Here is a 12,097-nt window from a genome sequence, read left to right on the forward strand (position 1 = left end):
GGGGAGTCGCCCGGCCCCCGGGCGGCGCTTGACCGTATATCTCGGAGCTTGAAATGGAACGCAGCTGCCTCGCCATCATCCTCGCCGCCGGCGACAGTACCCGCATGAAGTCGTCGATGTCGAAGGTCCTGCACCCGATTGCCGGACGTCCGATGATCGCCCATGTCATGGAGGCGATCGCCAGGACCGGGATTTCAGCCGCGGCTCTGGTGGTCGGACGCGATGCGGATGAGGTCAGTGCCGCAGCGTCGATCGGCGATATTACCGTCGAATCCTATCTGCAGAAGGAGCGGCTCGGCACGGGCCATGCCGTGTTGGCGGCGCGCGAGGCGATTGCCCGCGGATATGACGATATTATCGTTGCCTATGGAGACGTCCCTCTGCTGACGGATGTGCCGCTTCGTGCGGCCCGCCAGGGACTGGCCGATGGCAATGACATCGTCGTCATCGGCTTTCATACGGAGCATCCCAACGTCTATGGCCGCTTGCTGGTCAAGAACGGCGAACTGATCGCCATTCGAGAAGCCAAGGACGCCACCGATGCCGAACTGGCGATAAAGTGGTGCAATAGTGGGCTGATGGCGATCAACGGCCGCAAGGCGCTGGAGCTTCTCGACCGCATCGGCAATAACAATGCCAAGGGCGAATATTATCTGACCGATCTCGTCGAGATCGCCCGCTCACTGGGTGGCCGCGCCGTTGCGGTCGATGCGCCCGAGGTCGAAATGACCGGCTGCAACAATCGGGCCGAGCTCGCCTTCATCGAGCGCCTCTGGCAGGAGCGGCGCCGGCAGGAGCTTATGCTGTCGGGCGTGACCATGGTCGCGCCAGAAACCGTGTTCCTCGCCTATGACACCGTGATCGGCCAGGATGCGTTGATCGAACCGAATGTCGTCTTCGGTCCCGGTGCGGTGATCGAGGGCGGCGCGGTCATCCATGCCTTCTCGCATATCGAGGGCGCCCATGTCAGCGCCGGCGCGACGGTTGGGCCGTTTGCGCGGCTGCGTCCGGGTGCGAATCTGGCCGGCGGTGCCAAGGTCGGCAATTTCTGCGAGGTCAAGAACGGCAAGATCGGCGAGGGCGCCAAGGTCAATCATCTTACCTACATCGGCGATGCGACGATCGGCGCCGGCAGCAACATCGGTGCGGGCACGATCACCTGCAATTATGATGGGGTCAACAAACATGAGACGCATATCGGCGCCAATGCTTTCATCGGTTCGAACTCATCGCTGGTCGCGCCCATCCGCATCGGCGACGGCGCATATATTGCTTCCGGCAGTGTCATCACCGATGATGTTCCGGCGGATGCGCTGGCCTTCGGCCGCGCTCGCCAGGAAGTAAAGCCGGAGCGGGCCAAGGTGATCCGCGAACGAGCTCTTGCCATCAAGGCGGCGAAGAAGGGTGGTCACTAAACCCTTAGGTGACCGACGTAACGGTCGGAAATCGAAAGTGACCGTTGTGGCAATTGAGAAAATTGCAGGAATGATTAGGACTTGCCCTCATTATCTGAGGCCAGACGGAGAGTTGTATGTGCGGCATTGTTGGGATCGTCGGAACGAAGCCGGTGGCGGACCGCCTGGTGGATGCACTGCGGCGGCTCGAATATCGCGGTTATGATTCGGCCGGTGTTGCGACGATCCATGACGGCGTGATGGATCGCCGCCGCGCGGAGGGAAAGCTCTTCAATCTGGAAAAGCGTCTCGAGTCGGATCCTTTGCCCGGTACGACGGGCATTGCGCACACGCGCTGGGCAACGCACGGCGTTCCGAATGAAACCAATGCCCATCCGCATTTCGTCGAAGGCGTTGCAGTCGTTCATAACGGCATTATCGAGAACTTCTCCGAGCTGCGTGAAGAGCTGAGGGCCGAAGGCCAGGAGTTCGCCTCGCAGACGGATACGGAAGTCGTCGCCCATCTATTGGCGAAATACGTTCGCGAGGGCCTAGACGCACGTTCGGCCATGCTGAAAATGCTGAACCGCGTGACGGGTGCCTACGCGTTGGCCGTGATGTTTCAAAACGATCCCGGCACGCTGATGGCGGCGCGTTCCGGCCCGCCGCTTGCCGTCGGTTACGGCAAGGGCGAGATGTTCCTTGGCTCGGATGCCATCGCACTTGCGCCTTTTACCAACGAAATCACCTATCTTGTCGATGGCGACTGCGCCATCGTCACCCATGCCGGGGCGACCATTCTCGATTTCAGTGGCCAGGAAGTGAGCCGGCCGCGGCAGATTTCCCAGGCGACCGCCTACGTGGTCGACAAGGGCAACCACCGCCACTTCATGGAAAAGGAAATCTACGAGCAGCCGGAGGTCATCTCGCATGCGCTGAGCCATTACGTTGATTTCACCAGCCATCGCGTGCGCCCGGGTGTCTCGACGATCGATTTCGGCGGCGTGTCCGGCCTCGCGATTTCGGCTTGCGGCACCGCCTATCTTGCCGGCTTAATTGGCAAATACTGGTTCGAGCGCTATGCGCGCCTGCCGGTCGAAATCGACGTGGCCTCCGAATTCCGCTATCGCGAAATGCCGTTGTCGCCGTCGCAGGCGGCGCTGTTCATTTCCCAGTCCGGCGAAACCGCGGATACCTTGGCTTCGCTGCGCTATTGCCGGGACAACGGCCTGAAGATCGGCGCCGTGGTCAATGTCAGGGAATCGACCATCGCGCGTGAATCCGACGCGGTGTTTCCGATCCTGGCAGGTCCCGAGATCGGCGTCGCCTCGACGAAAGCTTTCACCTGCCAGTTAGCGGTTCTCGCATCGCTCGCGATAGGGGCAGGCGTCGCTCGAGGCACGGTCAGCGCCAAGGATGAACAGGAAATGGTGCGCCATCTCGTCGAGATGCCGCGTATCATGGCGAATGTGCTGAATATCATCCAGCCGCAGATGGAAAGCCTGTCGCGCGAAATCTCGAAGTTCAAGGACGTGCTCTATTTGGGTCGCGGCACCAGCTTCCCGCTCGCCATGGAAGGCGCGCTTAAGTTGAAGGAAATCTCTTATATCCACGCCGAAGGCTATGCAGCTGGCGAGTTGAAGCACGGGCCGATCGCACTGATCGACGAGAATATGCCCGTCATCGTCATTGCTCCGCATGACCGCTTCTTCGACAAGACCGTTTCCAACATGCAGGAAGTGGCGGCGCGCGGCGGCCGAATCATCTTCATCACGGATGAGCTTGGCGCGGCAGCCTCGACGTTGCCGACCATGGCGACGATCACCTTGCCCGTCGTTGATGAGATCATCGCGCCAATCATATTCTCGCTGCCGATTCAATTGCTTGCCTATCATACTGCCGTCTTCATGGGCACGGACGTCGATCAGCCGCGCAATCTCGCCAAATCGGTCACCGTGGAATAGGACAACTTCCGTCCCGCATTTGCTGTCACGTCGTCGTGAGTTGGGCGTTTGTTCGGCTCGCGAACGCGGCTGGCGGGTTGTATGCCGCGCTGATTTCTGGCACGATTCCTATACTGAGATGGTGGGGAGGATTTGCCTGAAAGCGGTAGGCGGCGGAACGGAGTTTTCGAGCGGCGAATGACTGAAAAACTCATCAAAATGTCCGTAACCACGCGGATCAGAAACAATTTCCTGGCCGGCCTGATTATCTGCGCTCCGATCGCCATTACACTGTGGCTGACCTGGTCCGTCGTCCATTGGGCCGATAGCTGGGTTCGCCCTTATATTCCCGCGCGCTACGATCCCGAAAGCTATCTGAACTTCGCCGTTCCCGGTACCGGCCTGGTGATCGCGATGATCTTCATCACGATCGTCGGCTTTCTGGCCAAGAACCTGATCGGTCAGAGCATCGTCCGCTTCGGAGAATCGATCGTCAACCGCGTGCCGCTGGTGCGGACCATCTATAAGAGCGTCAAACAGATCTTCGAGACTGTGTTGAAAGAGCAGGGCACATCCTTCAAGAAGGTCGGGCTGATCGAATATCCAAGCCCGGGCCTCTGGTCCATGGTGTTCATATCGACCGATGCCAAGGGTGAGATTGCTTCGAAATTCAACGCCATGGGGCAGGACATGGTGGCGGTCTTCCTGCCGCCGACGCCCGTGCCGACGGCCGGCTTCCTTGTCTTCGTTCCGCGCGAAAAGATCACCGTGCTCAATATGAGCCCTGAAGATGGCGCCAAGCTGTTGATCTCGGGTGGCCTTGTGTCGCCGGAATACAAGGAAGAACTGCTGGCAACAAAGAGCTTGCGTCCACAGGTCCCGATGAAATCTTTGAGCTAAATTGCTCATCTTCCAATGGTTGGATCAATAGCTTCGCGTTCTGCGCGAACTGTCATGCCTCTATCATATTGACGCCTTAGATCGTCTGTCGGGGCAGATAATCGCATGTATCTCAACATCGAATGTTCGGGGCACGGGCGCCGAGCTGCGGCTCTTCAACGCGGTCCGCAAACAGGCGGGAGATGGATGTCGTTGCCTTCACAAAGGTTTTTATCAGGAGGATATTATCTTGAGATATATGCGTTCGAAGAGCTTGCCGCTGCTGTCGGCGGCGGTTGCCACATTTGTTTTCACGGCACCGATGCTGGCGCTGGCGGATAATTCCGTGACGGTTGAAGGCGTGACGCTGGTCAACAAGGGCCGCGTCGCGGTCGGCCGTATACCGGCCAATCTGCGCGACAAGTTCGGTGAAACCTTCGGTTCCGGTTCGGGCATGTCGATCGATGGCAAGAGCTGGGTTCGCAATGCCGACGGCAGCTATAACGGTTCTCTGTGGCTGCTGCCGGACCGCGGCTACAATGTCGCCGGCACCACCGATTACCGCGCGCGTCTCAACACCCTCGATATCAAGCTGACGCCGGTTGCTCCCGGTGCGACGCCTCCAGCCGGCCAGGAACAGTCAGGCCTCGAAGGCAAGCTCGCCGATACGCTGCTGTTAAGAGACAACAAGGGCAACGAAACCACCGGCCTTGACCCCGCCAACGGCGTTCGCCAGGCGGAAGGCGGTATGCCGCTTTTGCCGCAGGCACCGAACGGCAAGATCTCGCTCGATAACGAAGCCATTGCCCGGCTGCCGGATGGTTCGATGTTCATCAGCGATGAATACGGTCCCTATATCTACCGCTTCTCGGCGGATGGGCGGATGATCTCGGCCACGGCTCCGCCGGCCGCGCTTCTGCCGATGCGCAAGGGCCTCGTGAATTTTTCCTCGAACAATCCCGGTCCCGGCGAAGCCGCGCCCGATCCGAAGGATCCGACCAGCGGGCGCCAAAATAATCAGGGCTTCGAAGGCATGTCCCTGACGCCGGACGGCAAGTTCCTGATCGTCGTGCTTCAGTCCGCGACTCGCCAGGATGGCGGAGATTCCAGCTCGACGCGGCAGAACACCCGCGCGCTGGTTTACGATGCCACCGATCTCGATCATCTGAAACTGGTGCACGAATATGTCGTGCCTCTGCCGGTCTTCACCAATGACAAGGGCAAGACGGCCGTCGCTGCCCAAAGCGAAATCGTGGCGCTCTCACCGACAAGCTTCCTGATGCTGGCGCGCGACAGCAACAATGGCTATGGCCAGAAGGGCGACAAGTCGCTCTATCGCAGCATTGTGGCCGTCGACGTGTCCGCTGCCACCGATATTGCCGGCGGCAAGTTCGACGGCGACACGGCGGTCGCGCCGAAGGGCGTTCTTGATCCTTCAGTCAAGCCGGCGGCAGTCAGCAATTTCATCGATATCAACGATAGCGCCGATCTAGCGCGCTTTGGTCTGCATAACGGCGCGCCGAACGACCGCAACAACCTCTCGGAAAAATGGGAGGCCATGTCGATCGTCAGCGTTCAGGATCCGAAGCTGCCCGACGATTACTTCCTGTTCGTCGCCAATGACAACGACTTCATCACCCAGGATGGTTTCCAGGTTGGAGCCGCCTACAAAGATGATAGCGGCGCCGATGTCGATACCATGTTCCAGGTATTCCAGGTCACCATTCCAGGCCTCGCAGCTAAGTGATCTCTTGAAACAGGGATGGGCGCAGTCGCTGCGCCCATTCACTCAGCCTGCTCGCAGGAAGCGGATCGCCTCGTCACGGCGGAAAAGGTATAGCAGGGTGCGAACGGCTGCGCCACGCTCGCTGGTCAGCTCCGGATCGCGCTCGATGAGATAGGCTGCGTCCTTGCGGGCGATTTCCAGAAGATCGGCATGGGCTTCCAGGCTGGCGATGCGGAAGCCTGGTGTGCCGGACTGGCGCGTGCCGAGAAGCTCGCCTTCGCCGCGCAGCTTCAAATCCTCCTCGGCAATGCGGAAGCCGTCTTCCGTCTCGCGCATGATCGACAGCCGCGCATGCCCGGTTTCGCCAAGCGGCCCTTTGTAGAGCAGAATGCAGGTCGAGGCTTCGTCGCCACGTCCGACGCGGCCGCGTAGCTGATGCAGCTGCGCCAGGCCGAAGCGCTCCGCATGTTCGATGACCATGATGGTTGCGTCCGGCACGTCGAGGCCCACTTCGACGACGGTCGTGGCGACCAGCAGGCGGATCTCGCCATTCTTGAAGGCCATCATCACGGCGTCTTTTTCCGAGCCGCTCATCCGGCCATGGATCAGGCCGATGCCCGGTCCGAGCACCTTGGTCAATGTCTCATGGCGTTCTTCGACGGACATTAAATCGGATTCTTCGGATTCCTCCACAAGTGGGCATATCCAATAGGCTTTTTTACCTTCGGATAGCGCGCTTCTCAGACGCGCGACGATATCGCCGGTCCGTTCATTCGGAATGGTGATCGTTTGGATCGGTTTGCGTCCCGCCGGCTTCTCGGTGAGCTTGGAAACATCCATATCCCCGAAAGCGGCAAGCACCAGCGTTCTCGGTATGGGCGTTGCGGTCATGACAAGCATATGGGGAGAGATACCCTTCGCGGTCAGGCGCAAGCGTTGGTGAACGCCGAAGCGGTGCTGCTCGTCGACCACAGCCAGCGTGAGGTTGGCATAGGCGACGCTGTCCTGGAAAAGCGCATGGGTGCCGATGATGATCTGCGCCTCTCCGGAGGCGATGCGCTCCAGGATCGCATCTCGCTCGCGTCCCTTCGTGCGACCTGTAAGAACTTCGACGGAAAGGTTTGCACTTGCAGCAAATTTTGAAATCGTTGCATGATGCTGGCGAGCCAGAATTTCGGTCGGTGCCATCAGCACGGCCTGGCCGCCGCTTTCTATGACGGCGGCGATCGCCATCAGTGCCACGAGCGTCTTTCCCGCACCGACGTCGCCTTGCAGCAGCCGAAGCATGCGCTCGGTGCCCGCCATATCCTTGAGAATATCGGCAACCGCATCGCGCTGGCTGTTCGTCATCGAGAAGGGAAGGGATTCCAGTATCTTGCGGCTGATTTCTCCAGTTGCATGCACCGGCTGCCCCGCAACCTTGCGCAGCCTTTGGCGCACCAGAGAGAGCGACAATTGCCCCGCCAGGAATTCATCATAGGCAAGCCGGCGGCGCGCGCGAGATTGCGGATCGATATCCGCCGCATCCCTCGGCGCATGCAGCATGCGGAAGGCGTCGGAGATAGAGGGGAAACCCTGCTTCTGCGTAAGGGCTATGTCATCCCACTCTGGCAGCTGCGGAATGCGCGGCAGCGCCGCCTCGATGGTCTTGCGCAGGAACTTCGGTGTAAGCCCGGCGGTCAGCGGATAGACCGGTTCGACGAGCGGCAGGTTCTCTGCCTCGCTCTCGCGCATGATATAGTCGGGATGCACCATGGACGGTCGGCCGTTGAACCAATCGACCTTGCCACTGACGGTGACGGTTTCATCGATCGGCAGCTGTTTTTCGAGCCATTGCGCCTTGCCGCGAAAGAAGACCAGCGCCAATTCTCCCGTCTCGTCGTGCAGATAGACGCGATAGGGAACGTTGCTACGCGGATTGGGCGGCGGCTGATGTCGGTCGACACGGCCGGTAATGGTGACGATGGCACCCTGCGGCGCCCTCGCGATACCGGGCTGCTCGCGTCGGTCGATGATCGAATGCGGCGCGTGAAAAATGAGGTCGATGACCCGACAATCGTCGATCGTCTCGCGGTCGAGCAGCTTAACCAGCAGCTCGGATACCTTCGGCCCGACGCCTGATAGCGAAGAGATGGAGGCAAATAGCGGGTCGAGGATAGCGGGGCGCATGGCCGGCAAAATGCGACGGCCGGGGCGCATTTGGCAAGGGGCAGCAACGGGCACAGCCTTTATGTGACCACCATTCCCCCGAAAATTGCACTTCTGCCGCTTTTTTCTGAAAAACCGGTTCCCACCTTTCGATGCTGGTTTTATAGAGACCCATCAACATAAAGGTGTTTTTGATGACTGGGCTGACCCTCAGCAGTGCCGATCTCGATCCTCGCCGTCGGCGCATCCTTTTCCGTTGCTGGCATCGCGGCATCCGCGAGATGGATCTGGTCTTCGGCCAGTTTGCCGATAATGAGCTGCCGGGCCTCGCTGAAGCTGAACTGGATGAGCTCGAGCGCATTATGGCCGAGGAGGACAATGATCTCCTCAAGTGGATTCTGGGCAGTCAACCGACGCCGCAGCATCTGCAGACGCCTCTCTTTGAGCGCCTGACCTCCTACAAGCCCGATTTCGAAGAGATCGCCGAAAGGTTCGGATTAACGAAATGATCCCCGGTTTCGATGCGAAGAAGCTGCTCGCCGCCAGCGAGCCGATGACGATCGGTCATGTCCCGGCCGGCCTGGAGCCATTCCTGATTGCCGAAATGGCAAAGGCCGGCCAGCCGATCGCCTATGTCATGTCTGACGGCCAGCATATGGCCGATGTCGAACAGATGCTCGGCTTCATCGCGCCCGAAATCCCGGTTCTCACCCTGCCTGCCTGGGATTGTCTTCCCTACGACCGCGTTTCCCCGAGTTCCGATACCTCGGCGCGGCGCCTGGCGGCTTTGTCCGGCCTGATCGCGCATCATCGCAAGCCGCATGCGGCGATCGTGTTGGTGACCGTCAATGCCATGCTGCAGAAGGTAGCGCCGCAGGACATTATCGAGAGTCTGGCCTTTTCGGCGCGACCAGGCAACCAGGTCCGGATGGACGACATCGCGGCGCGCCTGGAGCGTAACGGTTTCGATCGCGTCGCGACCGTGCGCGAGGTCGGCGAATATGCTGTTCGCGGCGGCATTCTCGACGTCTTCGTTCCGGGCACGGAAGAGCCGGTACGCCTGGATTTCTTCGGCGATACGCTGGAAAGCATCCGCAGCTTCGATCCGGCAAGCCAGCGTACGACGGGGCAGGTGCGTTCGCTCGATCTCAATCCGATGAGTGAAGTGACGCTGACGCCGGATACGATCAGCCGCTTCCGCAAGAATTATCTCTCCGCCTTCGGCGCCGCCACGCGCGACGATGCGCTCTATCTTGCCGTCTCCGAAGGTCGGCGATACGCCGGCATGGAACATTGGCTGCCGCTCTTCTACGAGAAGCTGGAGACTGTTTTCGATTACCTCAAGGGCTTCCGGCTGGTGACGGATCACACCGTGCGGGAGGCGGCCGAGGAGCGGTCCAAGCTCGTCTTCGACTATTACGATGCCCGCCTGCATTCCGGCCAGCAGACCAAGGGGCAGATGACGCAGGGCACGCCCTATAAACCGGTCACGCCGGGCCAGCTGTATCTCGACGGCAAGGCCTTCGGCAATGCACTCGATGCCTTCGGCGCCATCCGCATCTCGCCCTTCAACGAGCATGAGGGCGAGGCCCGCCGCGTGATCGAGCTTGATGCCCGCCAGGGGCCGCGCTGGGCGCGGTCAGCGACTGACACGGCCGATAGCGAGCGCGTCAACGTCTTCGATGCGGTCGTCAAGCATATTGCCGACAAGCGGGCGGCGGGCGGCAAGGTGCTGATTTCGGCCTGGACCGAAGGTTCGCTCGATCGCCTCCTGCAGGTGCTTTCCGAACACGGGTTGGCGCGCGTCAAGACGATCGAGGCCTTCAAGGATATCAGCGGTCTGGCGAAGGGCGAGGCGGCTGCCGCCGTACTCAGCCTCGAAGCCGGTTTCGAGACCGGCGATCTGATCGTCATCGGCGAGCAGGATATTCTCGGCGACCGCATGGTGCGCCGCTCCAAGCGCCGCAAGCGCGCCGCTGATTTCATCTCTGAAGTGGCAGGCCTGGACGAAGGCTCGATCGTCGTTCACGCCGAGCATGGCATCGGCCGTTTCGTTGGCCTCAGGACCATCGAGGCTGCCGGTGCACCGCATGCCTGCCTCGAGCTGCAATATGCCGACGATGCCAAGCTGTTCCTGCCGGTCGAAAACATCGATCTACTCTCGCGCTTTGGCGGCGAGGGCACTGAGGCGCAGCTCGACAAGCTCGGCGGCGGCGCTTGGCAGATGCGGAAGGCGAAGCTCAAGAAGCGCCTTCTGGATATCGCTGGTGACTTGATCCGTGTTGCGGCCGAGCGCCTGACGCGCCATGCGCCGGTGCTGACCTCTCCCGAAGGGCTCTACGACGAATTCGCCGCGCGCTTCCCCTATGATGAGACCGACGATCAGATGAACGCCATCGAGGCGGTGCGCGAGGATCTTGGCGCCGGCCGGCCGATGGATCGCCTTGTCTGTGGCGACGTCGGCTTCGGCAAGACAGAGGTGGCGCTTCGTGCTGCCTTCGTCGCTGCCATGAACGGCGTGCAGGTCGCTGTCGTGGTGCCGACGACCTTGCTTGCCCGGCAGCATTTCAAGACCTTTTCCGAGCGTTTCCGCGGCCTGCCGATCCGGGTACAGCAGGCATCCCGCCTGGTTGGCGCCAAGGATCTGGCGCTGACCAAGAAGGAAGTCGCCGAAGGCAAGACGGATATCGTCGTCGGCACGCATGCGCTGCTCGGCGCCGGCATCCAGTTCGCCAATCTCGGCCTGCTTATCATCGATGAGGAGCAGCATTTCGGCGTGAAGCACAAGGAGCGCCTGAAAGAGCTGAAGAGCGACGTGCATGTGCTGACGCTCTCCGCCACCCCAATCCCGCGCACTTTGCAGCTCGCGATGACCGGCGTACGCGAACTGTCGCTCATCACCACGCCGCCGGTCGACCGCATGGCGGTGCGCACCTTCATTTCTCCTTTCGATTCCCTTGTGATCCGCGAAACGCTGATGCGCGAGCATTATCGCGGCGGCCAGAGCTTCTATGTCTGTCCGCGTCTCGCAGATCTCGCCGATATCCACGCCTTCCTGCAATCCGATGTGCCGGAGCTGAAGGTAGCGGTCGCCCATGGCCAGATGCCGGCCGGCGAACTGGAAGACATCATGAACGCCTTCTACGAAGGCCGCTATGACGTGCTGCTCTCCACCACCATCGTCGAATCCGGCCTTGACGTGCCGACGGCCAACACGCTGATCGTCCATCGCGCCGATATGTTCGGCTTGGCCCAGCTCTATCAGCTCCGCGGGCGCGTCGGCCGTTCGAAAGTGCGCGCCTTTGCGCTCTTCACGCTGCCGGTCAACAAGGTTCTGACGACGACGGCGGAGCGCCGGCTGAAAGTACTGCAGTCGCTGGACACGCTCGGCGCCGGCTTCCAGCTGGCAAGCCACGATCTCGATATTCGCGGCGCCGGCAATCTGCTGGGCGAGGAACAGTCCGGCCATATCAAGGAAGTCGGCTTCGAGCTCTACCAGCAGATGCTCGAGGAGGCTGTCGCCGAGGTCAAGGGCGTCGACGAAATCCAGGATACCGGCTGGTCGCCGCAGATCTCCGTCGGCACGCCGGTCATGATCCCCGATGATTATGTGCCCGACTTGCATCTGCGCATGGCGCTCTATCGCCGCCTCGGCGAGATCACCGAGCTGAAAGAGATCGACAGTTTCGGTGCCGAAATGATCGATCGTTTCGGCCCGTTGCCGATCGAGGTGCAGCATCTCCTCAAGATCGTCTACATCAAGTCGCTCTGCCGCATCGCCAATGTCGAGAAGCTGGATGCCGGCCCGAAGGGTGTCGTCGTACAGTTCCGCAACAAGGAATTCCCGAACCCCGCCAACCTCGTCGGCTATATCGCCAAGCAGGGCACCATGGCAAAGATCCGTCCCGACCAGAGCGTGTTCCTGACCCGCGACCTGCCGACACCGGAGAAGCGGCTGCAGGGTGCGGCCGTGGTCATGACGCAACTGGCGGAATTGGCGAAATAGA

7 protein-coding genes are annotated in these 12,097 nt (G+C 60.7%); 6 read left to right on the plus strand and 1 reads right to left on the minus strand.

What is annotated here, in order from left to right; all coding sequences use genetic code 11:
• Positions 1–53 precede the first annotated feature (53 nt).
• The 4 genes from glmU (at position 54) to PH558_RS15255 (ending at position 5,963) form a co-directional block, all read left to right on the plus strand.
• Complete coding sequence (gene glmU, locus PH558_RS15240) at positions 54–1,415, plus strand: bifunctional UDP-N-acetylglucosamine diphosphorylase/glucosamine-1-phosphate N-acetyltransferase GlmU (protein ID WP_285205175.1); 1,362 nt, start codon at positions 54–56, stop codon at positions 1,413–1,415.
• A 116-nt stretch (positions 1,416–1,531) separates the two neighbouring features.
• Positions 1,532–3,358 (plus strand): glutamine--fructose-6-phosphate transaminase (isomerizing), encoded by a 1,827-nt coding sequence (glmS, locus tag PH558_RS15245; protein WP_285205177.1) that lies wholly within the window; start codon positions 1,532–1,534, stop codon positions 3,356–3,358.
• 177 nt (positions 3,359–3,535) lie between these two features.
• Complete coding sequence (locus PH558_RS15250) at positions 3,536–4,237, plus strand: DUF502 domain-containing protein (protein ID WP_285205178.1); 702 nt, start codon at positions 3,536–3,538, stop codon at positions 4,235–4,237.
• Between the two features lie 238 nt (positions 4,238–4,475).
• A complete protein-coding gene (locus PH558_RS15255) occupies positions 4,476–5,963 on the plus strand; it encodes an esterase-like activity of phytase family protein (RefSeq protein WP_285205380.1) in 1,488 nt (495 codons plus the stop codon).
• Positions 5,964–6,005: 42 nt separating this feature from the next.
• Here PH558_RS15255 and recG read toward each other — a convergent pair whose 3' ends face one another.
• Positions 6,006–8,111 (minus strand): ATP-dependent DNA helicase RecG, encoded by a 2,106-nt coding sequence (recG, locus tag PH558_RS15260; protein WP_285205179.1) that lies wholly within the window; start codon positions 8,109–8,111, stop codon positions 6,006–6,008.
• A gap of 173 nt (positions 8,112–8,284) precedes the next feature.
• Here recG and PH558_RS15265 point away from each other — a divergent pair, with 173 nt between their 5' ends.
• The gene (locus PH558_RS15265; RefSeq protein WP_095434863.1) at positions 8,285–8,599 is read left to right on the plus strand and encodes a succinate dehydrogenase assembly factor 2; all 315 of its coding nucleotides are present in this window, start codon (positions 8,285–8,287) and stop codon (positions 8,597–8,599) included.
• Entirely contained in the window at positions 8,596–12,096 is a 3,501-nt protein-coding gene (gene mfd, locus PH558_RS15270) for a transcription-repair coupling factor (protein ID WP_285205180.1), read from the plus strand. The genes PH558_RS15265 and mfd overlap by 4 nt, the downstream gene beginning before the upstream one ends.
• Position 12,097 lies beyond the last annotated feature (1 nt).

It is taken from the genome of Rhizobium pantanalense, from assembly GCF_030182525.1.
GTDB lineage: Bacteria > Pseudomonadota > Alphaproteobacteria > Rhizobiales > Rhizobiaceae > Rhizobium.